Raw genomic sequence first — 23,347 nt, 5'->3', positions numbered from 1 at the left:
AACAGTCGGAGCCTCTTTATGGGGTGACGGCGTACCTTTTGTATAATGGGTCAGCGACTTACATTCAGTGGCGAGCTTAACCGAATAGGGAAGGCGTAGCGAAAGCGAGTCCGAACAGGGCGTTCAGTCGCTGGGTGTAGACCCGAAACCAGATGATCTACCCATGGCCAGGTTGAAGGCACGGTAACACGTGCTGGAGGACCGAACCCACTAATGTTGAAAAATTAGGGGATGAGCTGTGGATAGGGGTGAAAGGCTAAACAAATCTGGAAATAGCTGGTTCTCTCCGAAAACTATTTAGGTAGTGCCTCAAGTATTACTGCGGGGGGGTAGAGCACTGTTATGGCTAGGGGGGTCATGGCGACTTACCAAACCATTGCAAACTCCGAATACCCGCAAGTACAGCTTGGGAGACAGAGCACCGGGTGCTAACGTCCGGACTCAAGAGGGAAACAACCCAGACCGCCAGCTAAGGTCCCAAATTATCGCTAAGTGGGAAACGAAGTGGGAAGGCATAGACAGTCAGGAGGTTGGCTTAGAAGCAGCCACCCTTTAAAGAAAGCGTAATAGCTCACTGATCGAGTCGTCCTGCGCGGAAGATGTAACGGGGCTAAGCGATAAACCGAAGCTGCGGGTGTGTACCTTTGGTACACGCGGTAGGAGAGCGTTCTGTAAGCCTGCGAAGGTGGCTTGTAAAGGCTGCTGGAGGTATCAGAAGTGCGAATGCTGACATGAGTAGCGATAAAGGGGGTGAAAAGCCTCCTCGCCGTAAGTCCAAGGTTTCCTGCGCAACGTTCATCGGCGCAGGGTGAGTCGGCCCCTAAGGCGAGGCAGAGATGCGTAGCTGATGGGAAGCTGGTTAATATTCCAGCACCGTCGTACAGTGCGATGGGGGGACGGATCGCGGAAGATCATCAGGGTGTTGGATGTCCCTGTTGCTGCATTGAAGAGGGTACTTAGGCAAATCCGGGTACATGACTCAAGGGTGTGGCGCGAGCGAATTTATTCGCGAAGTGATTGGAAGTGGTTCCAGGAAAAGCCTCTAAGCTTCAGCTGTACGAGACCGTACCGCAAACCGACACAGGTGGACGGGATGAATATTCCAAGGCGCTTGAGAGAACTCGGGAGAAGGAACTCGGCAAATTGATACCGTAACTTCGGGAGAAGGTATGCCCTGTTAGGGTGAGTTGCCTGCGCAACGAGCCTGAGAGGGTCGCAGAGAATCGGTGGCTGCGACTGTTTATTAAAAACACAGCACTCTGCTAAGACGAAAGTCGACGTATAGGGTGTGACGCCTGCCCGGTGCCGGAAGGTTAAGTGATGGGGTGCAAGCTCTTGATCGAAGCCCCGGTAAACGGCGGCCGTAACTATAACGGTCCTAAGGTAGCGAAATTCCTTGTCGGGTAAGTTCCGACCTGCACGAATGGCGTAACGATGGCCACACTGTCTCCTCCCGAGACTCAGCGAAGTTGAAGTGTTTGTGATGATGCAATCTACCCGCGGCTAGACGGAAAGACCCCATGAACCTTTACTGTAGCTTTGCATTGGATTGTGAACCGGCCTGTGTAGGATAGGTGGGAGGCGCAGAAACTCAGTCGCCAGATTGAGTGGAGCCAACCTTGAAATACCACCCTGGTTTGTTTGCGGTTCTAACCTTGGTCCGTTATCCGGATCGGGGACAGTGCATGGTGGGCAGTTTGACTGGGGCGGTCTCCTCCCAAAGCGTAACGGAGGAGTTCGAAGGTACGCTAGGTACGGTCGGAAATCGTGCTGATAGTGCAATGGCATAAGCGTGCTTGACTGTGAGACTGACAAGTCGAACAGGTGCGAAAGCAGGACATAGTGATCCGGTGGTTCTGAATGGAAGGGCCATCGCTCAACGGATAAAAGGTACTCTGGGGATAACAGGCTGATACCGCCCAAGAGTTCATATCGACGGCGGTGTTTGGCACCTCGATGTCGGCTCATCTCATCCTGGGGCTGTAGCCGGTCCCAAGGGTATGGCTGTTCGCCATTTAAAGAGGTACGTGAGCTGGGTTTAAAACGTCGTGAGACAGTTTGGTCCCTATCTGCCGTGGGCGTTGGATACTTGACGGAGCCTGTTCCTAGTACGAGAGGACCGGAATGGACGTACCGCTGGTGTACCGGTTGTCATGCCAATGGCATTGCCGGGTAGCTAAGTACGGAAGAGATAACCGCTGAAGGCATCTAAGCGGGAAACTCGTCTGAAGATTAGGTATCCCTGAGAGCTTGACTCTCCTGTAGGGTCGTTCAAGACCAGGACGTTGATAGGTCAGGTGTGCAAGTGCAGTAATGCATTGAGCTAACTGATACTAATTGCCCGTGAGGCTTGATCCTATAACTCTACAGTCTTCATAAGCGGCGCCATCGAGCGCGCCGCCAAGGTGCTAACGCGCACCGTGCCGGCGAGAACGCCGTGCAAACACAACCCAACATACCTATCCAACACGCTTTACGTCGCAGGGCCCTAACCCCTGCACCGCGTGCTTCTTCTTCAGAGCGTTTGACACACACGTCAACCGCTCAACCCCTTACGCCTGACGACCATAGCAAGGTGGTCCCACCCCTTCCCTTCCCGAACAGGACCGTGAAACACCTTTGCGCCGATGATAGTGGATGTACATCTGTGAAAGTAGGTCATCGTCAGGCTCTTATCCCCAAAACCCCGTAGACCAACCGTCTGCGGGGTTTTGCTTTTGCGGACTCGCAATACAACTGGCCTCACGACGGGACGCATCAGGACAGAGGCGCTCCTGGGGCAAGAAAGCGACGGACAAGCCGGCCTTTTTCGTCTGTCAATCGGGGTCTTGCAGCATAGGCTTGCAAGCATCATCGACATGCAACAGAAGAGGTCGGAGGCTCTCTATTGTGCGGTAAGATTGCCCTAACTTATTCGATGGAGCAGCGATCGTGACCGATCCCCAGATCCCCTCGGCAACCTCGCCGGACCTGCGCACCCTGACGCACGTGGCCTATGGCCTGTTCGCGTTTTCGCTGCTGACGGCAGGGATCTTCGGCGTGGCGGCCATTGCCGCCATCGTGCTGATCTACGTCAAGCGATCGGACGCGGCCGGAACCCTGTACGCCGCGCATTTCGACTGGCTGCTGCGCACCTTCTGGTGGTCTGTGCTGTGGCTGGTCATCAGCTTCGTCACCACCGTGATCTTCATCGGCTACATCGGTTTCCCGATCGTATTCGTCTGGGCCGTGTACCGCCTGATCAAGGGCTGGCTGGCGCTGCTGGAAGGCCGCACGCCCAACGCCTACGCCTGAACGACGAACATCCACACCCGACGGCCGGTTTGCGTTTCACGCGAACCGGCCGTTTGTCACGCACGTGGCGTACGGGGCAGAGGGAGAGGAGAGAGAAGGGGGGGAGGCGAACCCGCGCCGTGGCGGCGGGAGTCGCGGAGGCAGCAGGGACGTACGCCGTACGCCCTCGGCCGTGATTACTTCAGGTGAGCGTTGACCAGCTTGGTCAGTTCGAACATCGTGACCTGGTCTTTGCCGAAGATGGGGCGCAGCTTGGCGTCGGCGTTGATGTTGCGCTTGTTGCTGGCATCTTGCAGGTTGTGTTGCTTGATGTAATCCCAGATCTTCTTGGTGACCTCGGTACGCGGCACGGCGGCGTCGCCAATGACCGCAGCCAGTTCGGGGCTGGGGGTCAGCGGCTTCATGAACGCGGCGTTAGGCTTGCGTGCAGTCGCGGTTTTGGAGGTGGTGGCCATGTTGCGGCTCTCCTTCTCTGGTGGTTGGAAAAAGTGTCCTTGCGGGCCGCAGCATAACGTGTCTCTCCTCTAAAGACAAAGCCATTTATCCTCTGTAGCAACTAAAATAGCCGGTCTCTTTCCTGCATTGCGGTATCCTGTAACTTCACATGTACGCACGCTCCCCCCTCGAGTCGATCCGGCTCTTCCACGACGAACTGACCGCGCTGCGGCGCGATCTGCATGCGCATCCCGAACTCGGGTTCGAAGAGGTGCGCACCTCGGGCATCGTGGCGGGCTCGCTCGAGGCGCTAGGCATCGAGGTGCACCGTGGCATCGGCAAGACCGGCGTGGTCGGTGTCATCCGCGGCAAGCGCTGCGACAGTGGCCGCATGATCGGCCTGCGCGCCGACATGGACGCGCTGCCCATGACGGAAGACAACAGCTTCGCCTACAAATCCAGCAAGCCGGGCCTGATGCATGGCTGCGGGCACGATGGCCACACCGCCGTGCTGATCGGCGCCGCACGCTACCTGGCGCAGACCCGCAACTTCGACGGCACCGCCGTGCTGATATTCCAGCCGGCCGAAGAGGGCCGGGGCGGCGCCAAGGCCATGCTCGACGACGGCCTGTTCGACACCTTTCCCTGCGATGCCATCTATGCGCTGCACAACTGGCCGGGCCTGCGCCCGGGCACCATCGGCATCAATCCCGGGCCGATGATGGCTGCGGCGGATCGCTTCGAGATCACCATCGAGGGCCGCGGCGGCCATGGTGCGCATCCGTACCAGACCATCGATCCGGTCACGGTGGCCGGACACCTGATCACGGCGCTGCAGACCATCGTCTCGCGTAACGTGAACCCGCTGGATTCGGCGGTGGTGTCCATCGGCTCGCTGCAGGCCGGTCACCCAGGCGCCATGAGCGTCATCCCGCGCGAAGCCAAGCTGGTGGGCACGGTCCGCTCGTTCCGCAAGTCCGTGCAGGAGATGATCGAGACGCGCATGCGCGAACTGGCCGCGTCGATCGCGGCCGCGTTCGGCGCCACGGCCCAGCTCCACTACGAACGCCTGTATCCGGCCACCTTGAACACGCCTCAGCACGCCCACCTGGTGGCCGACATCGCCACCGAGATGATCGGCAAGGAGAACGTGGTGCGCGACCTGACGCCGTCCATGGGGTCCGAGGATTTCTCCTTCATGCTGCAGGCCCGGCCTGGTGCCTATTTCCGCCTGGGCCAAGGCGGCGCCGAGTCCGGCTGTCTGCTGCACAACTCGAATTTCGATTTCAACGACGCCGTGATTCCGCTGGGTAGCGCCATGTTCTGCGCTCTGGCCGAACGCGGCATGCCCCTGGCCGATTGAGCCTGCCTGTCATGTCCGTTTCCGCTGCTGTTTCTTCCCTGACGCTGGTCCGTCCCGATGACTGGCACCTGCATCTGCGCGATGGCGCCGCGCTCGAGGCCGTCGTGGCCGATACGGCGCGCCAGTTCGCGCGCGCCATCATCATGCCGAACCTCAAGCCGCCGGTCACCACGACCGCGCAGGCGCTGGCCTACCGCGAGCGCATCGATGCCGCGCTACGCAAGGCGGGCATCGGCGCCGATGTCTTCAATCCGCTGATGACGCTTTACCTGACCGACAACACGCCCGCCGACGAGATCGTGCGCGCCCATGAGTCGGGCCAGGTCTATGCGGTGAAACTGTATCCGGCTGGCGCCACGACCAATTCCGATGCGGGCGTGACCGATCTGCTGGGCAAGTGCGCGGCGGCGCTGCAAGCGCTGGAGCGCTGTGGCATGCCGTTGCTGGTGCACGGCGAAGTGACCGACCCGGGTATCGACGTGTTCGACCGCGAGGCCGTGTTCGTCGAGCGCGTCATGCAGCCGCTGCGCCGCGCGTTCCCCGGCTTGAAAGTGGTGTTCGAGCACATCACCACCAAGGAAGGCGCGCATTATGTGCGCGACGCCGACGGCCCTATTGCCGCGACCATCACGCCGCAGCATCTGCTGTACAACCGCAACGCCATCTTCCTGGGCGGGGTGCGGCCGCACTGGTATTGCCTGCCCATTCTCAAGCGCGAGACGCACCGCCTGGCGCTGGTCGAGGCGGCCACCAGCGGCAACCCGCGCTTTTTCCTGGGCACCGACAGCGCCCCGCATGCCCGCCACCTCAAAGAACATGCCTGTGGCTGCGCCGGTTGCTACAGCGCACTGCATGCCATGGAGCTGTACGCCACGGCGTTCGACATGGTCGGCGCGATCGACAAGCTGGAAGGCTTCGCCAGCTTCCATGGTCCTGATTTCTACGGTCTGCCGCGCAACACCGGTACGCTGACGCTGGAACGCGCCGAGTACGAGATCCCCCAGGAGCTGCCCTTCGGCGAGACCTCGCTGGTACCGCTGGCCGCTGGCGAAACCTTGCCTTGGCGCATGGCGGTGGCTGGCTGAAGCCGCCTCGTTCAAGCGGCGGGCTGGTGCGCCGCTCCAGAGCCCCGCGTTCAAGCCGCCTGGCATGCCATGGACGGCGTTGGCCTGACCCTGCGCCAAGGTCTGAAGGATAAGAGGGGCACGTGGGGTGCAGGCACCCCCTTCACGAGTGCGCTGGGGGTCTGGCCAACAGGACTCCGTGGCCTCGAAGCCGTCGCGCCAAAGGCTGCTTCCACGAGCCTCAGGCGCCCGTGCGACGCGCCTCCAGGCTTTCCCAGCGCGCGAATTTCTCTTCCAGTTCGGCTTCCAGGCGCGCTTGCTCTTCGCCCAGGCGCGCGGCCAGTGCCGGGTCCTCGTGATAGACCTTGCCGTCGGCCAACTGGGCGGCGATGGCGGCCTGGCGGGCCTCGTTGGCCGCGATGGCATCGGGCAGGCCGTCAAGTTCGCGCTCTTCCCAACTGGACAGGCGCTTGGCGGCCTTGCCTGCGGCAGGGGCTGCCGTGGCGGCGGGCTTCTCGGCGGCAGCCGGCTGCGCCGCAGGTTCGGGGGCCGCGGCGCGCGCCAGGACCGGAGCCGGGGCGGCGGGCCGCTGGGCCAGCCATTCGTCGTACCCGCCGACGTAGTCACGCCATTTGCCGTTACCTTCGCTGGCGATGGTCTGTGTGACCACGTTGTCGAGGAAGGCGCGATCGTGGCTGACCAGCAGCACCGTGCCGGTGTAGTCCTGCAGCAGCTCTTCGAGCAGTTCGAGCGTTTCGATGTCCAGGTCGTTGGTGGGTTCGTCCAGCACCAGCACGTTGGCGGGGCGGGCGAACAGGCGGGCCAGCAGCAGGCGCGCGCGCTCGCCACCGGAAAGGCTGCTGACCGGGGAGCCCGCGCGTGCCGGCGAGAACAGGAAGTCGCCCAGGTAGCTCATGACGTGCTTGCGCTGGCCGCCGATCTCGATCCACTCGCTGCCGGGGTTGATCACCTCGGCCAGCGTGGCGTTTTCGTCGAGCTGGCTGCGCATCTGGTCGAAGTAGGCCACCGACACGTTGGTGCCGATCTTGACGGTGCCGGTGTCGGGAGGCAGCTCGCCCAGGATCAGCTTGAGCAGCGTGGTCTTGCCGGCGCCGTTGGGGCCGATCAGGCCGATGCGGTCGCCGCGCAGCACGGTGGTGGAGTAGCCGTCGACCACGACGCGGTCGGAGAACGACTTGCCGACGTTGTCCAGTTCGGCCACCAGCTTGCCCGAGCGTCCGCCTTCGGCCACAGCCAGCGTGACGTCGCCCACGCGTTCACGGCGTTCGCTGCGCTCGACGCGCAGGCGTTCCAGGCGGCGTACGCGGCCTTCGTTGCGGGTGCGGCGGGCTTCGACGCCCTTGCGGATCCAGACTTCTTCCTGGGCCAGCAGCTTGTCGAAGCGGGCGTTCTCCAGGCGTTCGGCCTCCAGGAACTGGGCCTTGCGAACCTGCCATTCGCTGAAGTTGCCAGGGAAGCTGAGCAGTTTGCCGCGATCGAGTTCGACGATGCGGGTGGCGACGGCATCGAGAAAGCGCCGGTCGTGGGTGATGAACAGTACGGCGAAGTTGCCGTCGCGCAGCATGCCTTCCAGCCACGAGATGCCTTCGAAATCCAGGTGGTTGGTGGGCTCGTCCAGCATCAGCAGGTCGGGTTGGTCCGCCAGCGCGCGGACCAGGGCCAGGCGCTTGCGGGTGCCGCCGGACAGGCCGGACGCCGGGGCGTCGGGATCCAGGCCCAGCTTCTCGATGAGGGCGCGCACGCGGGCAGGCCGCTGCCAATCTTCGGAGTCGAGGTCGATCTCGCCGAAGACCGCGTCGTAAAGGGTGCCGCTTTCATCCAGCTCGGGTTCCTGTGTGACGACGGCGACTTTCAGACCGCTGGTGCGCGAGACGGTGCCGTCGTCGGGCTCGGCCTCGCCGGACAGGATGCGCAGCAGCGAGGACTTGCCGGCGCCGTTGCGGCCGATCAGGCCGATGCGCTCGCCCTGCTGGATGGACAGGTCGGTGTGGTCGAGCAACGCATGGTGGCCGAAGGCCAGTTGCAGGTCGGTGAGGGCGATGAGGGAAGAGGCGGCCATGTAGGGCGATTCTGCTGCGGAAATCGGAAGGAGACGGCTATTTTCGCAGGAAGGGCGGATTGATGCGCGGCGCAGTGGGCCGGGCAAGCGCGACGGCTCGGATGCGGGACCATGACGCTGCAAGCGGGCTCTCGTCGATGACGGCCTCCAAAACGGATGCGGCAGGCCATTTTCATGGCCTGCCGCGGGGCTGATGCTGTCGTTGTCCCGCGCTGGTCATCGGCCCGAACGTGAAGAAGGGCTTCGTTGACCACACCTATGACGACACCACGTCGATCCGGCGCTTCATCACCCGCCGCTGGAGCCTGCCGGTTCTGCCGTGCCTGAAGATGCGCAACGACGGCCAGGCCTCCAATGGCGTGACCATCGGCGACCTGTCGGAAACGCCGATCACCGGCACGGCCAACACCGCGACCGCCAGCAACTGAGCTGCCTGCCGCAATCGCGGGGCTCCGGCCGTCCAGACGGCCGGGGGGCGTTCTTCTTTGTCGAGTAGAATGCCGCTCGCAGGACAGATCGGGCAATCGCGGGACGTTTTCGGACGTTTCGAGGAAGGTCCGGACTCCACAGGGCAGGATAGCGGCTAACGGCCGTCCGGATGCAAGGGGGGGCTTTGCCCCGCCTTGTTCATTCGAGGAATAGGGCCACAGAGACGAGTCTGCGGCGCGGGCGCGCTCCGGCGCGCACAGGCACGGCCATCTCCGTGCTTCGTCCTCCGGCAACGGCGGGCGGCGTGGCAGGGTGAAACGCGGCAACCTCTATCCGGAGCAACATCAAATAGGCATGCGCACGGTCTTCGGACCGGGAAGGGCGGCTCCGTTCGAGCATGCGGGTAGATGGCTACAGCCGTCCAGCAATGGCCGGCGCAGAGGAATGATTGCCCGCCGGGGTCACCCGGCGTACAGAATCCGGCCTATAGATCTGTCCTGCCTTGGATGCAGGAATTCCCGCCTGCCGGCGGGAGTTGCCACGAGACCGTAACGAGGCATTCAAAAATGTATCCAATAGCCGTAACAGGCTGTCCCAACGCGGTTTTTAGGGCGCTTTCTGAAGAAAGACATTGAGTTGTATCAACAACCCCCTGATTTTTCAGGGGGTTTTTTTATGGGGCCTTGTAGCAATTGCCCTAAGTCCTTGGTTTGATTGAAAAAATTGCAACTGCTCGCTTGACCGGGTTTGCCCATTACCGTAGAGTGGGAAAAAGTAGGATTTTGTGCAACTAAGTGGGGCGAATGGGTGTTCCAGGGAAGCAGCGCGCTGACGATGGATGCCAAGGGGCGGATCTCGATTCCGACCCGGCATCGTGACGCGCTCGCGGTTCAGGCTGACGGTTGCCTGACGCTGACCCGGCACCCCGATGGCTGTCTGCTGATGTATCCGCGGCCCGAGTGGGAGAAGAAGCGCGAGCAGATCGCCGGCTTTCCCATGTCGGCCCGGGGTCTGCAGCGTTTGCTGTTGGGTAACGCCCAGGATGTGGAGATCGACGGCTCCGGCCGGGTCCTCGTCGCCCCCGAACTGCGCAACGCCGCCGGTATGACGCGAGATGTGATGCTGCTTGGCATGGGCACCCATTTCGAGCTGTGGGATGCCGCTTCCCTGGCCCGCCGTGAAGAGGCGGACCTGGCTCAGGGAATGCCGGAAGTGTTGAACCAGTTTTCTTTCTGAACTTTTCTATGAACCTCGAGCATCGGCCCGTACTGCTGGCGCCGACGGTGGACGCGTTGGTGTTGCCGCGATTCGGCGACAAGCGCGCGGACCGGTCGGGCGCAGCGGACGACGCCGAACCGCGGCAGCGGGTGCAGCGCGGCATCTACGTCGACGGCACCTTTGGCCGCGGCGGGCACAGCCGCGAATTGCTGGCCCGGCTCGGGCCCGAGGCGCGGCTGGTGGTGTTCGACAAGGACCCGCAAGCCATCGCCGTGGCGCGCGAGCTGGCCTCGGCCGATAGCCGGGTGACGGTCGTCCATAACGGCTTCGTCACGGTGGCGCAGGAATTGGAAGCGTTGGGCATCGGCCGGATCGATGGCCTGATGATGGATCTTGGTGTGTCGTCGCCTCAGATCGACGACGCCGGACGAGGTTTCTCGTTCATGCGGGAAGGCCCGCTGGACATGCGGATGGATACCACCCGCGGTCCGACGGCCGCGGAATGGCTGGCGCAAGCCAGCGTGGATGAAATGCGGGAGGTCATTGCGGATTATGGCGAAGAACGGTTTGCTTTTCAGGTTGCAAAGGCGATTGCTGCTCGCCGCGCAACACGGCCGCTGTGCACCACGCTCGAGCTTGCCGAGTGCGTCGCCAGCGCCGTCCGCACGCGCGAAAAGGGGCAGCATCCGGCCACACGCACCTTTCAGGCTCTACGGATTTACCTCAATCGGGAACTCGAGGAACTCGCTGGCGCCCTCGCGTCAGCTCTAGGTCTGCTCGCCCCAGGGGGGAGGTTGGCTGTGATCAGCTTTCATTCGCTCGAAGACCGCATGGTCAAGCAGTGCATCGCGGCGGCCGCCCGGCCGGCGGCGGCGTACTCGCGCCTGCCCCTGCGTGAAAGCGAACTCCCCCAGCCCATCCTGAAGTCGCTGGGCCGCGTGCTGGCCGACGACGACGAAGTCGCCGGCAATCCGCGCGCGCGCTCCGCCGTGCTGCGTGTGGCCGAGCGCACCGCCGAGCCGCTGCCTCCGGGCGGCGGCGATTTCGTTCCGCCGGTGCCTGGCGCGCAGGCGCGCCGTCCCGCCGGCAAGCGGAGGGCGCACTGATGGCCCGCTTGAGCCTGATCGTGGCCGCGTTGCTGATGCTTGCATCGGTGTCGCTGGTCACCGCCCGTTATCAGTCGCGCCAGCTTTTCATCGAGCTGGGCCGCGACCAGGCGCAGGCTCGCGACCTGGATACCGACTGGCGCCGCCTGCAGCTCGAACGCGCCGAACTGGCCCGCAATGCACGGGTCGACCAGGCCGCCCGCGGCGACCTGAAAATGATCCCCATCGTGCCTGACCGCACGATCTACCTGAACCAGGCTCCCATCGTCCAGCCCGCAGTCGGAGGCGCGCAATGAAGCGCATGCCCTTCTTCGACAACCCCGTGCTGCGCGGCCAACTGCCCATGTGGCGCGCCCGTCTGGTGCTGATCCTGCTGTTCGGCGGCTTCGTCTTGCTGGCGGGCCGGGCGTTGTTCCTGCAAGGGCTGTCCACCGAGTTCCTGCAGCAGCAGGGCGAGCGCCGCTACGAACGCACCCTGACGCTGTCGGCCACGCGCGGCAAGATCCTGGACCGCAATGGCGTGGTGCTGGCCTCCAGCGTGCCCGCGCGCGCCATCTGGGCCATTCCCGAAGACGCCAAGCAGGCCGACAGTGCCCAACTGGCGGCGTTGGCCAACCTGCTGGGCATGCCGCTGCCCGACCTGCGCCGCCGCCTGGCCGACGAAGACCGCAACTTCGTCTACCTCAAGCGTCAGGTGCCGATGGAAGTGGCCGACAAGATCAAGCAGTTGAACCTGGCGGGTATCCATCAGCAGCCCGAGTCGCTGCGCTATTACCCCGAAGGCGAAGTGACGGCGCACGTGGTCGGCTTCAACAACGTCGAGGACAAGGGCCAGGAGGGCGTCGAGCTGGCTTTCAACGATCTGCTGTCCGGCCGTGCCGGCAGCCGCCGCGTCATCAAGGACCGCCTGGGCCGCGTGATCGAGGACGTGCAGGCGGTGACCATGCCCGTCGATGGCCGCGACCTGCGCCTGTCGATCGACACGCGCGTGCAGTACCTGCTCTATAAAGAACTGCAGGACGCCATGCAGAAGCATGAGGCCCGCGCGGCGACGGCGGTGGTGCTGGACGTGCAGACCGGCGAGATCCTGGCCATGGCCAGCCTGCCGACGTTCGATCCGAACCGCCGCGACACCTTCCAGATGTCGCAGTTGCGCAACCAGGCGATCACCGACACCTTCGAGCCCGGCTCGATCATGAAGCCGTTCACGGCCGCGCTGGCGCTGGACCTGGGCCGCATCACGCCCAGCACCCTGTTCGACACCGGCAGCGGACGTTTCCAGTACCAGGGCAGCACCATCACCGACGTCAGCCGCCACAACGGCACGCTGAACGTGGCCGGCATCCTGCTGCGCTCCAGCAACATCGGCATGACCATGATCTCGGAGCGCCTGGAAGCGCGCGAGATGTGGAACCGCTTTACTGAACTGGGCCTGGGCCAGGCGCCGCAGCTGGGTTTCCCGGGCGCCGCGCCGGGCCGCTTGCGGCCCTGGGAACGCTGGCGCCTGATCGAGAAGGCCACGATGGCCTACGGCTACGGCCTGTCGGTGTCGCTGTTGCAGGTGGCGCGCGCCTATACCGTATTCGCCCGCGATGGCGACATGGTGTCGCTGACGCTGGTCAAGCGCGACAGCGATCCCACCAGCGTGCGCGTGTATCCGCCCAAGATTGCCCAGATGGTCCGTGGCATGCTGGAAGGCGCGGCCGGTCCCGATGGCGCCAAGGCGGCCATGGTGCAGGGGTACCGCGTGGCCGGCAAGAGCGGCACGGCGCGCAAGATCGTGGACGGCAAGTACAGCACGCAGCGCTATCGCAGTTCGTTCGTGGGCTTCGCGCCGGTGTCCAATCCCAAGATCGTGGTGGCCGTGTCCATCGACGAGCCCAAGGTCGGCGGCTACTACGGCGGCGCCATTGCCGCGCCGGTGTTCTCGCGCGTGGTCAGCGGCTCGTTGCGGCTGATGGGCGTGCAGCCCGACGCGCCGTTCGAATCGACCATCGTGGCCGGTAATCCGGCGACCGGCGCGCCGGAATTGGGTCGATGAACATGCGCGCCACCACCCCGCCCAACGCGCTGGCCGACTGCACGCAAGTGCTGGAATGGTTGCGCGCACACGCCGCGGCGGGCGCCGACATGCATCTGGATTCGCGTCAGTTGAAGACGGGCGACGTCTTCGTGGCCTGCGCCGGCCTGCGTTCCGATGGCCGCCTGTATATGGATCAGGCGCTGGCGCAGGGCGCGGGCGCGGTGTTGTACGAGGCCGATGGCGCACCGCAGGTGGCCGCCGCCGGTCCGGTGCTGGCGGTGCGCGGCCTGCGCGCCATGTTGGGCGAACTGGCCGACCAGTGGTATGGCCAGCCGTCGGCGGCGCTGACCGTGGTGGCCATAACCGGCACCAATGGCAAGACGTCCACGGTGCAGTGGCTGGCGGGCGCGCTGACGCGGCTGGCGCGGCCGTGCGGCACCATCGGCACGCTGGGGGCGCAGTTGCCCGATGGCCGCGAACTGGGCGGTGTGCTGACCACGCCGGACGTGCTGTCCGTGCATCGCACGCTGGCGGCCATGCGTGCGGCGGGCGCCGCGGCGGTGGCGCTGGAAGCTTCGTCGATCGGCCTGGAGCAGGGCCGCCTGGACGGCGTGCGCATTGCGGTGGCCGGGTATTCGAACCTGACGCGAGATCACCTTGATTATCACGGCACGATGGAACAGTACGAAGCGGCCAAGGCCCTGCTGTTCCGCCGCGCTGAATTGAATGGCGCCGTCATCAATGCCGACGACGCGGCGGGGCGGCGCCTGCTGGCCAGCCTGCCCGCCGGCGTGGCCGTGTCGTACTCGCTGGGCGACGAGCCCGCCGATATCCAGGCCCGCGATCTGCGGGTCACGGCGCATGGCCAGGTATTCACGCTGGCTTCGCGTGGCGCCGAGGCGCAGATCGTCACGCGCCTGCTGGGCCTGCACAACATCGCCAACCTGCTGCTGGTGGCGGGCATGCTCGATAAGCTGGGTTATGGGCTATCCGACATCGCCCGGGAACTGGCTGCCGCGCAGCCGGTGGACGGCCGCCTGCAGGCGGTGACGCCGCTGACGCTGCGCAACGCGAACCCCGCAGCACGCGGCCCGCTGGTCGTGGTCGATTACTCCCATACGCCGGACGCGCTGGAGCGCGCGCTGGCCGCGCTGCGGCCCGTGGCGCAGGCGCGCGGCGGACGCCTGGCCTGCGTGTTCGGCTGCGGCGGCGAACGTGATCCGGGCAAGCGTCCCGAGATGGGCCGCATCGCGGCCGAGCATGCCGACCGTGTCCTGGTGACCAGCGACAATCCGCGCGGCGAGCAGCCGCAAGCGATCATCGAACAGATCCTGGCCGGCATGCCGCGCAGCGCGCGCGCCGACGTACAGGCCGATCGCGCGCTGGCCATCATGCATGAGATCTGGCGCAGCGCGCCCGAGGACGTCGTGCTGCTGGCGGGCAAGGGCCACGAAATCTATCAGGAAGTCGCCGGCGCCAGGCTGCCGTTCGACGACCGCGAGTGGGCGCGCCTGGCGCTGCTGTTGCCGCAGGTGCCCGCCCTGTCCACCGACACGCGCCGCATCGGCGCCGACGAACTGTTCCTGGCGCTGTCCGGCGACAACTTCGATGGCCACGACTACCTGCCGCAGGCCCAGGCCAGCGGCGCCTGCGCGGCGGTGGTGGCGCATCGTGTCGAGGCTTGCAGCCTGCCGCAACTGGTGCTGGGCGATACCCGCTTGGCGCTGGGCCGCATCGGCGCCGCCTGGCGTGCGCGTTTTGCGCTGCCGCTGGTGGGCGTGACCGGCAGCAACGGCAAGACGACCACCAAGGAAATGATCTCCGCCATCCTGGCGGGCTGGCAGGGCGAGGCGCACCGCCTGGCCACGGCCGGCAATTTCAACAACGACATCGGCGTGCCGCTGACGTTGCTGCGGCTGCGGCCGGAGCATCGCGCCGCCGTGCTCGAACTGGGCATGAATCATCCCGGCGAGATCGCCTACCTGGCGGCGCTGGCCGTGCCCAGCGTGGCGCTGGTCACCAACGCCCAGCGCGAGCACCAGGAATTCATGCACACGGTCGAGGCCGTGGCGCGCGAGAACGGCGCGGCCCTGGCGGCGCTGCCCGCCGATGGCGTGGCCGTGTATCCGGGCGACGAGCCCTACGCGCCCATCTGGGACGCGCTGGCCGGTCCGCGCCGCGTGCTGCGTTTCGGCCTGGAACCGGGCCTGGAAGTCTATGCCGAGCAGATCGAGTCCGACGTCACCGGCACGCGCTGCCGCGTGGTGACGCCGGCGGGCTGCGCGCCGCTCGATCTGCCCGTGCCCGGCACGCACAACCTGCGCAATGCGCTGGCCGCCATTGCCTGCGGCCTGGCCGCGGGCGCGCCGCTGGACGTGGCGCTGCGGGCGCTGTCGGGTTTCAGCGCGGTGGCCGGGCGCATGCAGCGCAAGCCCATGGCCGACGGCACGCTGCTGATCGACGATACGTACAACGCCAATCCGGATTCGGTGCGCGCGGCGATCGACGTGCTGGCGCAACTGCCCGGCCCGCGCGCGCTGGCGCTGGGCGACATGGGCGAAGTGGGCGACAACGGCCCGGCGATGCACCAGGAAGTGGGCGCCTATGCGCGCGAGCGCGGCATCGAACGACTGGTCACGCTGGGTGAAGCCAGCCGGCTGGCCGCGCAGGTATTCGGCCCGGGGGCGCAGGCCTGCGGGTCCGTGGAAGAGGTGGTGGCGGCGCTGCGCAAGGCGGCGCCCGCCAGTGTGTTGGTGAAGGGTTCGCGTTTCATGCGCATGGAGCGGGTAGTGCAGGGTTTTTCTTCCAATAACAACAATACGCCCCAAGGCGCAGGAGACCGGCATGCTGCTTGAGATCGCCCGTTGGCTGTCGGATGACGTCCGTGTCATCGGGGTCTTCGAATACATCACCCTGCGCGCCGTGCTGGCTTGCGCCACCGCGCTGATCATCGGCCTGGTGGCCGGTCCGCGCGTGATCCGCAAGCTGACCGAACTGAAGATCGGCCAGGCCGTCCGTTCGTACGGTCCCCAGACCCACCTAGTCAAGACCGGCACGCCCACCATGGGCGGCGCGCTGATCCTGATCTCCATCGCCATCAGCACGCTGTTCTGGGCCGACTGGACCAACCGCTTCGTGTGGGTGGTGCTGCTGGTCACCTTCGGCTTCGGCTGGATCGGCTGGATGGACGACTACAAGAAAGTGGTGCACCGCGATCCCGAGGGCATGCCGGCGCGCCAGAAGTTCTTCTGGCAGGCCACCATCGGCATGATCGCCGCCGTATACCTGGCCTTCGCCGTGTCCGCGCCGGCCAATGCCGAGCTGTGGCCGCTGTTCAAGGCCTGGGTGTCCAGCGGCTTCATCATGCCGCTGCCGACCCGCGCCGACCTGATCGTGCCGTTCTTCAAGAGCGTGAGCTATCCCCTGGGCGTGCTGGGCTTCGTGGGCCTGACCTGGGCCGTGATCGTCGGCACCAGCAACGCGGTGAACCTGACCGACGGCCTGGACGGCCTGGCCATCATGCCGACCGTCATGGTGGGCGCGGCGCTGGGCATCTTCGCCTACGTGGTGGGCCGCGTCGACTACTCGAAGTACCTGCTGTTCCCCTACATTCCCGGCGCGTCCGAGCTGATGGTGCTGTGCGCGGCCATCGGCGGGGCGGGGCTGGCCTTCCTGTGGTTCAACGCCTATCCGGCGCAGGTGTTCATGGGCGACGTCGGCGCGCTGGCGCTGGGCGGCGCGCTGGGCACCATCGCCGTGATCGTGCGCCAGGAAATCGTGTTGTTCATCATGGGCGGCGTGTTCGTGGTCGAGACGCTGTCGGTCATGGTGCAGGTCACCTGGTTCAAGTACACCAAGCGCCGCTATGGCGAAGGCAGGCGCATCTTCCGGATGGCGCCGCTGCACCACCACTTCGAAGTGGGCGGCTGGAAGGAAACGCAGGTGGTGGTCCGCTTCTGGATCATCACCATGATGCTGGTGCTGATTGGCCTGTCCACCCTGAAACTGCGATGAGCGAGATCGACGCAACCTCCCACGGCGCCCGTACCCTGATCCTCGGATTGGGCGAGACGGGCGCGGCTGCCGCGCGCTGGTGCGCCCGGCAGGGGGCGTCGCTGCGCGTGGCGGATACGCGGGCCGAACCCGCGGGCATCGAGGCGCTGAAGCAGTCGCTTGAGCAGGCCGACGTGCAGTACCGCCTGGGCTGCGGCAATGTCTTCGACGCCGACCTGCTGGACGGCGTCGGCCAGGTGGTGCTGAGCCCCGGCCTGGCGCCGGGCCAGGCGCCCGCGCTGGACCTGCTGACCGAGGCCGCCGTGCGCGGCATCGAAGTCATCGGCGAGATCGAGCTGTTCGCCCGCGCCCTGGCCGGCCTGGCGCAGACGCGCGAGTATCGGCCGCGCCTGCTGGCCATCACCGGCACCAACGGCAAGACCACGGTGACCGCGATGACGCGCCAACTGGTCGAGGCCTGCGGCCTGACCGCGCGCGCCGCCGGCAACATCAGCCCCGCCGCGCTGGCCGCGCTGATGGATGCGCTGGACAACGACGACCTCCCGCAGGTGTGGGTGCTGGAGCTTTCCAGCTTCCAGCTGGAAACCACGCATACGCTGTCGGCCGACGCCGCGGTGGTGCTGAACGTGACGCAGGATCACCTGGATTGGCACGGCGGCATGGACGCCTACGCCCAATCCAAGGCGCGTCTGTTACCCATGGCCCGGATCGCCATCGTCAACCGCGACGATCCGCTGACGGTGCGCATGGTCGAGGCGCTGAATGCCGAGCGCGTGCGCAGCTTCGGCCGCGACGTGCCCGAGCTGGTGGGCGACATGGGCCTGGAGCAGGGCCATGGCGTGGCCTGGCTGGCTGCCTGCGAGCCCAACGATTTCTACGAGCCGGCCCCCACGACCAGCCGCCGCAAGAAGGATGCGCCGCCGCCCGTCCGTCCGGCGGGCCGCCTGAGCCGCCTGATGCCGGTGGATGCGCTGCGCATCCGCGGCATGCACAACGCGATGAACGCGCTGGCTGCCATGCAACTGGCGCGCACGCTGGACCTGGGCTGGGGCCCGATGCTGCGGGCGCTGCGCGACTATGCGGGCGAGCCGCATCGCGCCGCCTTTGTGCGCAGCGTCGGCGGCGTGGACTACATCAACGACAGCAAGGGCACCAACGTGGGCGCCACCGTGGCCGCGCTGGAGGGCCTGGGCCAGCAGGCCGTGCTGATCGCCGGCGGCGTGGGCAAGGGCCAGGATTTCTCGCCGCTGGTGCCGGTGGTGACGCGCCATGCGCGCGCGGTGGTGCTGATCGGCGCCGATGCCGACGCGATCGGCCAGGTGCTGGAATCCACCGGCGTGACGTTGCAGCGTGCCGACGGCATGCGCGCCGCCGTGCGCGCCGCGGCCGATCTGGCGCAGCCCGGCGATGCCGTGCTGCTGTCGCCCGCGTGCGCCAGCTTCGACATGTTCCGCAACTATCCGCATCGCGGCGAGGTGTTCGCCGACGAGGTCGCGGAGCTGGCAATGGATCGGGGAGAAGTATGAGCCTGTTCGCCGACCTGACCGCCAGCGTCAACGCCGTTCCGCCCGGCCGCACCCGCATGCGCAATTGCGACATGGCCCTGATCGTGGCCGCGTCGACGCTGCTGTTGCTGGGCCTGCTGATGGTCTATTCGGCGTCCATCGGGCTGGCCGACGGGCCGCGCTACGCCTCGTATGGCCGCTACTACTTCATCCTGCGCCACGGCATCTTCATGGCCACCGGCGTGGTGGCCGCGCTGGTCGTGCTGACCATTCCGGTGCGGGTCTGGCAGCGCATGGCCGTGCCCTTGTTCATGGTGGCGATCCTGTTGCTGGCCGCGGTGCTGGTGCCGGGCATCGGCCGCGAGGTCAACGGCGCCCACCGCTGGATTCCGCTGGGACCGATCAACTTCCAGCCTTCCGAGCTGATGAAGCTGGCGGCGGTGGTGTATGCCGCCGACTACACGGTCCGCAAGCAGGAGCACATGCAGGCCTTCGCCCGCGGCTTCCTGCCGATGGCGGCCGCGTTGGGCGGCGTCGGCATGCTGCTGCTGCTAGAGCCCGACCTGGGCGCCTTCATGGTGATCGTGGCGATCGCCATCGGCATCCTGTTCCTGGGCGGCATCAACGGCAAGTACTTCAGCAGCCTGCTGGCCGTGCTGCTGGGCATGTTCCTGATGCTGATCTGGCTGTCGCCGTGGCGCCGGGCCCGCCTGTTCGCCTACCTGGATCCCTGGAACGAAGCCAATGCATACGGCAGCGCCTATCAACTGTCGCACTCGCTGATCGCCCTGGGGCGCGGCGAGTGGCTGGGCGTGGGCCTGGGCGCCAGCGTCGAGAAGCTGCATTACCTGCCCGAAGCGCACACCGACTTCCTGATGGCGGTGGTGGGCGAGGAACTGGGTTTCGCCGGCGTGATGCTGGTGATCTGCCTGTTCGCGGTCGTGGTGCAACGCGGCTTCGACATCGGCCGCCAGGCCATCGCCATGGAACGCACCTTCGCGGGCCTGGTCGCCAACGGCGTCGCCATGTGGTTCGGGGTGCAGGCCTTCATCAACATGGGGGTATGCCTGGGCCTGCTGCCCACCAAGGGCCTGACGCTGCCACTGATGAGCTACGGCGGTTCGGGCATCGTGATGAACCTGTGCGCGCTGGGCCTGCTGGTGCGCGTCGACATCGAGAACCGGGTCATGATGCGTGGGGGCAGGGTATGAACGCCCCGGCAAGGACCATCCTGATCATGGCCGGCGGCACCGGCGGGCACATCATGCCCGGCCTGGCCGTGGCCGACGTGCTGCGCCAGCGCGGCTGGCGCGTGATGTGGCTGGGCAACCCCGAGAAAATGGAAGGCCGCCTGGTGCCGGCGCGCGGTTTCGACCTGGTGCCGCTGCGCTTCGCGGGCCTGCGTGGGCGTGGCGCGGGCGCGATGCTGCGCCTGCCGTTCCTCTTGGCCAGCGCGCTGGGCCAGGCCTGGAGCCACCTGTCCGCCGTGCGTCCCGACGTGGTGCTGGGCATGGGCGGCTACGTCGCCTTCCCGGGCGGCGTCGTGGCCGCGCTGCGCGGCGTGCCGCTGGTGGTGCACGAACAGAATGCCGTGGCCGGCACGGCCAACCGCTGGCTGGCGCGACTGGCGCGCCGCGTGCTCAGCGGCTTCCCCGGCGTGTTGCCGAATGGCGATGCGCTGGGCAATCCGGTGCGCGCCGACCTGTGCGCCCTGCCCGAACCCGCGCGGCGCTATGCCGGACGCGGCGGTCCGCTGCGCCTGCTGGTGGTGGGCGGCAGCCTGGGGGCGCAGACCCTGAACGAAACCCTGCCGCGCGCGCTGGCGATGCTGCCTGAAGGACAGCGTCCGCAGGTGGTGCACCAGGCGGGCGAACAGCATATCCAGGCACTGGCGCAAGCCTATGCCGCTGCCGGTGTGCAGGCGGATTGCCGTGCCTTCATCGAAGACATGGCAAGCGCCATGGGCGAGGCCGACCTGATGGTGTGCCGCGCGGGCGCCATGACGGTGTCCGAGGTGGCGGCAGCCGGCGTCGCCGCGCTGTTCGTGCCGTTCCCGCACGCCATCGACGACCATCAAACCGCCAATGCGCGTTTCCTGGCCGACGGCCAGGCCGCCTGGCTGCAGCCCCAGCCGGGCCTGACGCCCGAATGGCTGGCGCAGTGGCTGGGCCAGCGCAGCCGGGATGAACTCCAGGCCGTGGCCGTACGGGCGCGCACGCAGGCGCGTCCGCAGGCCGCGGCCGACATCGCCGACGTCTGCGAACAAGCAGCGAGGCAAGAAAAATGACCCCCACGCTCACTATGTTCGCTGCCCCCCGAGGGGGCGTCAGCCTCCTCCGGGCGGCCGAGCGGAGGCTATGGGTTGCCCCCACGCTCACTGCGTTCGCTGCCCCCCGAGGGGGCGTCAGCCTCCTCCGGGCGGCCGAGCGGAGGCTGAATAAATGAAACACCGCATTCAACACATCCATTTCGTAGGCGTAGGCGGCTCGGGCATGAGCGGCATCGCCGAAGTGCTGCTGAACCTGGGTTACCAGGTCAGCGGTTCCGACCTGAACGACTCCGCCGTCACGCGCCGCCTGGCCAGTCTGGGCATGCGCGTGGCCATCGGCCATGACGCGGCCAACGTGGCCGACGCCGACGCCATCGTCACCTCCACCGCCGTGGCCGGCGACAACCCCGAAGTGATCGCGGCCCGGGCCGCGCGCATTCCGGTGGTGCCGCGCGCCGTGATGCTGGCCGAGCTGATGCGCCTGAAGCGCGGCATCGCCGTGGCCGGCACGCACGGCAAGACCACCACGACCAGCCTGGTGGCCAGCGTGCTGGCCGCGGGCGGCATGGACCCCACCTTCGTGATCGGCGGCCGCCTGAATTCGGCCGGCGCCAACGCGCAGTTGGGGCAGGGCGAGTACATCGTGGTCGAGGCCGACGAGTCCGACGCGTCGTTCCTGAACCTGCTGCCGGTGATGGCGGTCGTCACCAACATCGACGCCGACCACATGGACACCTATGGGCATGACGTCGCGCGCCTGAAGAGCGCCTTCATCGAATTCAGCCAGCGCCTGCCGTTCTATGGCAGCGCCGTGCTGTGCGTCGACGACGCCAACGTGCGCGAGATCATGCCGTTCGTGTCGCGTCCCATCACCACCTACGGGCTGAATCCCGAGGCGCAGGTGCGCGCCCTGGACGTACGGGCGGACGGCACGCGCATGCATTTCCGCGTGCAGCGCCAGGACCGCGACCCGGTCCAGTTGCCCGAACTGAACATCACGCTGAACCTGCCGGGCCTGCACAATGTGCGCAACGCCCTGGCCGCCATCGCGGTCGCCACGGAACTGGGCGTGTCCGATACCGCCATCGCCGAAGCCCTGGCCGCCTTCAAGGGCGTGGGACGCCGCTTCACGCAGTGGGGCGAGATCGAAGTGCCCGCCGAGCACGGTGGCGGCACGTTCACCCTGATCGACGACTACGGCCACCATCCCGTCGAGATGGCCGCCACGCTGGCCGCCGCGCGCGGCGCCTGGCCCGAGCGCCGCATCGTGCTGGCTTTCCAGCCGCACCGCTACACCCGTACCCGCGACTGCTTCGAGGACTTCGTGCGCGTGCTGGGCACCGCCGATGGCGTGCTGCTGACCGAAGTGTACTCGGCCGGCGAGGCGCCGCTGGTGGCCGCGGACGGCCGCGCGCTGACCCGCGCGCTGCGCGTGGCCGGCAAGGTCGAGCCCGTGTTCGTGGAAGACGTGAAGGAGCTGCCGCAGGCCGTGCGCGATTTCGTGCGCGACGGCGACGTGGTCATCGTGATGGGTGCCGGCACGATCAGCCGCGTGCCGGCTCAATTGGGGGGCAAGGCATGAGCATCATTGATCCCAAGTCCCTCGGCAAGGTGGGCGTGCTGTACGGAGGCCGTTCCGCGGAGCGCGAAGTCTCGCTGATGTCCGGCAATGGCGTGCATGACGCCCTGTTGTCGGCCGGCGTGGACGCGCATCTGTTCGACACCGGCGAACGCAGCCTGGCCGATCTGGCCCAGGCGGGCTTCGACCGCGTCTTCATCGCGCTGCACGGCCGCTACGGCGAGGACGGCACGATCCAGGGCGCGCTGGAATTGCTGGACATTCCGTACACGGGCAGCGGCCCGATGGCTTCCGCGCTGGCCATGGACAAGATCATGACCAAGCGCGTGTGGCAGCAGCATGGCCTGCCCACGCCGGCGTTCGAGGTGCTGGATGCCGCCACCGACCTGCGCCTGGTGCCGGACCGCCTGCAACTGCCGCTGATCCTGAAGCCGCCGCACGAGGGTTCCTCGGTGGGCATCACCAAGGTCGTCGGCTATTCGGACATGAAGTCCGCCTATGCCGAGGCCGCGCGCCTGGATAGCACGGTGCTGGCCGAGGCCTTCATCACCGGCCGCGAAATGACGGTGGCGGTGCTGGGCAGCGGTTCGCAAGCGCGTGCGCTGCCCGTGATCGAGATCGCGGCGCCGGGCGGCAACTACGATTTCGAGCACAAGTACTACTCGGACGAAACCCAGTACTTCTGCCCCGCGGACGTGCCGGCCGAGCTTGCCCTGCAGATGGGCGAGCTGGCGGTGCGGGCCTACCGCGTGCTGGGCTGCGAGGGCTGGGGCCGCGCCGACTTCATGCTGGACCGCCAGGGCAGGCCCTGGCTGCTGGAAATGAACACGTCTCCGGGCATGACCAGCCATTCGCTGGTGCCCATGGCCGCGCGGGCGGTAGGCATGAGCTATGCCGACCTGTGCGTGACGATTCTGGCCGGCGCCACCTGCAAGGTGCGCAGCCCGGCTCGCAAGGACTGACGGGAA

The 23,347-nt window shown here is 66.3% G+C and carries 17 protein-coding genes, 2 rRNA genes and 1 other RNA gene; 18 read left to right on the top strand and 2 right to left on the bottom strand.

The features are described 5' to 3' along the window. From A6745_RS03570 to A6745_RS03560, 3 genes are all read left to right on the top strand, one after another. Positions 1 to 2,358: ribosomal RNA gene (locus tag A6745_RS03570) — 23S ribosomal RNA — on the top strand; the annotation flags it as partial. Between the two features lie 199 nt (positions 2,359 to 2,557). Continuing rightward, a 5S ribosomal RNA gene (gene rrf, locus A6745_RS03565) occupies positions 2,558 to 2,670 on the top strand. Positions 2,671 to 2,931: 261 nt separating this feature from the next. Further along, on the top strand, positions 2,932 to 3,294 hold the full coding sequence (locus A6745_RS03560) for a DUF4870 family protein (RefSeq protein WP_066123592.1): 363 nt from the start codon (positions 2,932 to 2,934) through the stop codon (positions 3,292 to 3,294). A gap of 176 nt (positions 3,295 to 3,470) precedes the next feature. Here the strand turns inward: A6745_RS03560 and A6745_RS03555 are convergent, their stop codons facing one another. Continuing rightward, positions 3,471 to 3,749 carry an SWIB/MDM2 domain-containing protein gene (locus A6745_RS03555; protein ID WP_066123589.1) on the bottom strand — a complete coding sequence of 93 codons (279 nt, stop codon included), beginning with the start codon at positions 3,747 to 3,749 and terminating at the stop codon, positions 3,471 to 3,473. A 149-nt stretch (positions 3,750 to 3,898) separates the two neighbouring features. On the opposite strand from A6745_RS03555, the gene A6745_RS03550 reads away from it, so the two are divergent. Continuing rightward, complete coding sequence (locus A6745_RS03550; RefSeq protein WP_066123586.1) at positions 3,899 to 5,092, top strand: M20 aminoacylase family protein; 1,194 nt, start codon at positions 3,899 to 3,901, stop codon at positions 5,090 to 5,092. Positions 5,093 to 5,103: 11 nt separating this feature from the next. Continuing rightward, positions 5,104 to 6,177: a dihydroorotase gene (gene pyrC / locus A6745_RS03545; protein ID WP_066123583.1), complete on the top strand. Its 1,074-nt coding sequence runs from the start codon at positions 5,104 to 5,106 to the stop codon at positions 6,175 to 6,177. A gap of 220 nt (positions 6,178 to 6,397) precedes the next feature. Here pyrC and A6745_RS03540 read toward each other — a convergent pair whose 3' ends face one another. After that, on the bottom strand, positions 6,398 to 8,236 hold the full coding sequence (locus tag A6745_RS03540; RefSeq protein WP_066123579.1) for an ATP-binding cassette domain-containing protein: 1,839 nt from the start codon (positions 8,234 to 8,236) through the stop codon (positions 6,398 to 6,400). A 212-nt stretch (positions 8,237 to 8,448) separates the two neighbouring features. Between A6745_RS03540 and A6745_RS03535 the strand changes: the two genes are divergently transcribed. From A6745_RS03535 to A6745_RS03475, 13 genes are all read left to right on the top strand, one after another. Continuing rightward, positions 8,449 to 8,664, top strand: coding sequence for a hypothetical protein (locus tag A6745_RS03535; protein ID WP_156513264.1), 216 nt, complete (start codon positions 8,449 to 8,451; stop codon positions 8,662 to 8,664). An 80-nt stretch (positions 8,665 to 8,744) separates the two neighbouring features. After that, an RNA gene (rnpB, locus tag A6745_RS03530) (RNase P RNA component class A) lies at positions 8,745 to 9,168 on the top strand. A gap of 304 nt (positions 9,169 to 9,472) precedes the next feature. Next, entirely contained in the window at positions 9,473 to 9,901 is a 429-nt protein-coding gene (gene mraZ / locus A6745_RS03525; RefSeq protein WP_066123573.1) for a division/cell wall cluster transcriptional repressor MraZ, read from the top strand. Between the two features lie 8 nt (positions 9,902 to 9,909). Further along, a complete protein-coding gene (rsmH, locus tag A6745_RS03520) occupies positions 9,910 to 10,989 on the top strand; it encodes a 16S rRNA (cytosine(1402)-N(4))-methyltransferase RsmH (protein WP_066123572.1) in 1,080 nt (359 codons plus the stop codon). After that, a complete protein-coding gene (gene ftsL / locus A6745_RS03515; protein WP_066123569.1) occupies positions 10,989 to 11,285 on the top strand; it encodes a cell division protein FtsL in 297 nt (98 codons plus the stop codon). The genes rsmH and ftsL overlap by 1 nt, the downstream gene beginning before the upstream one ends. After that, positions 11,282 to 13,030, top strand: a complete 1,749-nt coding sequence (locus tag A6745_RS03510; RefSeq protein ID WP_066123566.1) for a peptidoglycan D,D-transpeptidase FtsI family protein — start codon at positions 11,282 to 11,284, stop codon at positions 13,028 to 13,030. The genes ftsL and A6745_RS03510 overlap by 4 nt, the downstream gene beginning before the upstream one ends. Continuing rightward, the gene (gene murF, locus A6745_RS03505) at positions 13,027 to 15,867 is read left to right on the top strand and encodes a bifunctional UDP-N-acetylmuramoyl-L-alanyl-D-glutamate--2,6-diaminopimelate ligase MurE/UDP-N-acetylmuramoyl-tripeptide--D-alanyl-D-alanine ligase MurF (RefSeq protein WP_066123563.1); all 2,841 of its coding nucleotides are present in this window, start codon (positions 13,027 to 13,029) and stop codon (positions 15,865 to 15,867) included. Before A6745_RS03510 ends, murF begins: the two co-directional genes overlap by 4 nt. Next, the gene (mraY, locus tag A6745_RS03500) at positions 15,857 to 17,026 is read left to right on the top strand and encodes a phospho-N-acetylmuramoyl-pentapeptide-transferase (protein ID WP_066123562.1); all 1,170 of its coding nucleotides are present in this window, start codon (positions 15,857 to 15,859) and stop codon (positions 17,024 to 17,026) included. Before murF ends, mraY begins: the two co-directional genes overlap by 11 nt. Next, complete coding sequence (murD, locus tag A6745_RS03495; protein ID WP_066123559.1) at positions 17,023 to 18,552, top strand: UDP-N-acetylmuramoyl-L-alanine--D-glutamate ligase; 1,530 nt, start codon at positions 17,023 to 17,025, stop codon at positions 18,550 to 18,552. The genes mraY and murD overlap by 4 nt, the downstream gene beginning before the upstream one ends. Beyond that, positions 18,549 to 19,742 carry a putative lipid II flippase FtsW gene (gene ftsW / locus A6745_RS03490; protein ID WP_066123558.1) on the top strand — a complete coding sequence of 398 codons (1,194 nt, stop codon included), beginning with the start codon at positions 18,549 to 18,551 and terminating at the stop codon, positions 19,740 to 19,742. The genes murD and ftsW overlap by 4 nt, the downstream gene beginning before the upstream one ends. Continuing rightward, positions 19,739 to 20,818, top strand: coding sequence for an undecaprenyldiphospho-muramoylpentapeptide beta-N-acetylglucosaminyltransferase (gene murG / locus A6745_RS03485; protein WP_066123554.1), 1,080 nt, complete (start codon positions 19,739 to 19,741; stop codon positions 20,816 to 20,818). The genes ftsW and murG overlap by 4 nt, the downstream gene beginning before the upstream one ends. A 154-nt stretch (positions 20,819 to 20,972) precedes the next feature. Continuing rightward, a complete protein-coding gene (murC, locus tag A6745_RS03480) occupies positions 20,973 to 22,382 on the top strand; it encodes a UDP-N-acetylmuramate--L-alanine ligase (protein WP_066123553.1) in 1,410 nt (469 codons plus the stop codon). Then, positions 22,379 to 23,341 (top strand): D-alanine--D-alanine ligase, encoded by a 963-nt coding sequence (locus A6745_RS03475; RefSeq protein WP_066123551.1) that lies wholly within the window; start codon positions 22,379 to 22,381, stop codon positions 23,339 to 23,341. The genes murC and A6745_RS03475 overlap by 4 nt, the downstream gene beginning before the upstream one ends. Positions 23,342 to 23,347 lie beyond the last annotated feature (6 nt).

The sequence above is a fragment of the Bordetella ansorpii genome (genome assembly GCF_900078705.1).
Classification (GTDB): Bacteria; Pseudomonadota; Gammaproteobacteria; order Burkholderiales; family Burkholderiaceae_B; genus Bordetella; species Bordetella ansorpii_A.
This window is presented reverse-complemented; position numbering and strand designations above follow the sequence as displayed.

Excerpts from the sequence above, each read along its gene's own strand:
- ftsL (WP_066123569.1), top strand. The coding sequence starts at position 10,989 with ATGGCCCGCTTGAGCCTGATCGTGGCCGCGTTGCTGATGCTTGCATCG.
- murC (WP_066123553.1), top strand. The coding sequence starts at position 20,973 with ATGAAACACCGCATTCAACACATCCATTTCGTAGGCGTAGGCGGCTCG.
- murF (WP_066123563.1), top strand. The coding sequence starts at position 13,027 with ATGAACATGCGCGCCACCACCCCGCCCAACGCGCTGGCCGACTGCACG.
- A6745_RS03540 (WP_066123579.1), bottom strand. The coding sequence starts at position 8,236 with ATGGCCGCCTCTTCCCTCATCGCCCTCACCGACCTGCAACTGGCCTTC.
- murG (WP_066123554.1), top strand. The coding sequence starts at position 19,739 with ATGAACGCCCCGGCAAGGACCATCCTGATCATGGCCGGCGGCACCGGC.
- A6745_RS03475 (WP_066123551.1), top strand. The coding sequence starts at position 22,379 with ATGAGCATCATTGATCCCAAGTCCCTCGGCAAGGTGGGCGTGCTGTAC.
- A6745_RS03555 (WP_066123589.1), bottom strand. The coding sequence starts at position 3,749 with ATGGCCACCACCTCCAAAACCGCGACTGCACGCAAGCCTAACGCCGCG.
- pyrC (WP_066123583.1), top strand. The coding sequence starts at position 5,104 with ATGTCCGTTTCCGCTGCTGTTTCTTCCCTGACGCTGGTCCGTCCCGAT.
- murD (WP_066123559.1), top strand. The coding sequence starts at position 17,023 with ATGAGCGAGATCGACGCAACCTCCCACGGCGCCCGTACCCTGATCCTC.
- A6745_RS03510 (WP_066123566.1), top strand. The coding sequence starts at position 11,282 with ATGAAGCGCATGCCCTTCTTCGACAACCCCGTGCTGCGCGGCCAACTG.
- rsmH (WP_066123572.1), top strand. The coding sequence starts at position 9,910 with ATGAACCTCGAGCATCGGCCCGTACTGCTGGCGCCGACGGTGGACGCG.
- ftsW (WP_066123558.1), top strand. The coding sequence starts at position 18,549 with ATGAGCCTGTTCGCCGACCTGACCGCCAGCGTCAACGCCGTTCCGCCC.
- A6745_RS03550 (WP_066123586.1), top strand. The coding sequence starts at position 3,899 with ATGTACGCACGCTCCCCCCTCGAGTCGATCCGGCTCTTCCACGACGAA.
- mraY (WP_066123562.1), top strand. The coding sequence starts at position 15,857 with ATGCTGCTTGAGATCGCCCGTTGGCTGTCGGATGACGTCCGTGTCATC.